The following is a 1197-nucleotide window of genomic DNA, read 5'->3' on the forward strand; positions in this document are numbered from 1 at the left end:
GGGTTCGGCCACCTCGGTCACCTGCAGCGGCTGTTCCGCAATCTCCGGCAACGGCACCTCGCGCAGCGGTAAGGGCGGCATGTCCACCGCAACCTCCGGTGCATCAGCGTCCGAAGGCGGGGGCGTTTCGGTCGGCTGCGGCGGAGTCGAGGTCAGTGACGGCGCAGCGGCGGTAGACGCCGTCGCCGCTGCGGTCTGCTCGCTGGCGGTCTCGCCCGCCTGCACGGCACCGCCCACGTCATCCGGGCTGCCGTCGCCGACCATCTCCAGCCTCACGCGACTGCTGTCGCCGGCATCGGGCAGCGGTGGCGGAATCTGCACCAGCGCCACCCACAGCAGGAACAGGAAGAACATCAGGTGCAGCAGGCTGCTGCTGAAACCCGCGAGCCAGCGCATCCAGCGCTCTTCGCGCGGCGGCGGACCCCAGCCCTGATAGAACAGCGACCGTAACGCAGTCAGCCGGCTGGGCAGGAACGGTGGCGCGATCCGGGCGCGCGGCGCACGCAGCGCGACCGCATCGACGATGCCATCGGCCTTCTCGCGGGTGATGCGGCCCAGTCGCTCCGGCAAGGCACGCAACCACAGGCCCCAGCCAAACGGCAGGCCGGTCTGGCGCTCGACGATGGTGGCCGCCTTGCGCGGCAGCAGGTGTGCGATGACGTCGGTGGCGTTCGTCACCGGCGCAGGACCCCGTCAGGCCGCGTTGCCGCGCGGGATGTAGGGCGCGTCGCCCGTTTCATGGTCGGTGGCATCGCGCACGGCGGTGACGCCAGGTACGCGTGCCATCAACGTCTTCTCGATACCTTGCTTGAGCGTGACGTCCGCCATGCCACAGCCGTGGCAGCCGCCACCGAACCGCAGCCACACCACGCCATCGCCGCCGACTTCTTCGACCGCCACACGGCCCTTGTGCGACGCCAGTTGCGGATTGATCTCGTTGTCGACGACCCAGCGCACGCGCTCGACCAGCGACGCCGCGTCGCCGGGCGCTTCGCCCTTGATGCGCGGCGCCTTGATGGTCAGCTGGGTGCTGGCGCCTTTCAGCACGTAGTCGATGTCGGCGCCGTCAAGCCAATGCACGCTGGCGGCATCGACATACAAGGTGAACCCGTCGCAATCCACGGCCCATTCATCGCCGGCCAGGTCGTGCGGCTCGGCGAATTCCAGCCGCGCATCGGCCTGCGCGGTGCCCGGATG

The 1197-nt window shown here is 69.8% G+C and carries 1 protein-coding gene and 1 pseudogene; both read right to left on the bottom strand.

All coding sequences use genetic code 11. The features are described 5' to 3' along the window. Positions 1-678 (bottom strand): annotated as a pseudogene (locus tag AC04L7_RS19105) (hypothetical protein); the annotation flags it as partial. A gap of 15 nt (positions 679-693) precedes the next feature. Then, positions 694-1197 (bottom strand): NifU family protein (locus AC04L7_RS19110; RefSeq protein ID WP_475513762.1); only part of this gene is annotated, 504 nt, incomplete at its 5' end.

The sequence above is a fragment of the Pseudoxanthomonas sp. LjRoot204_2 genome, from assembly GCF_056175765.1.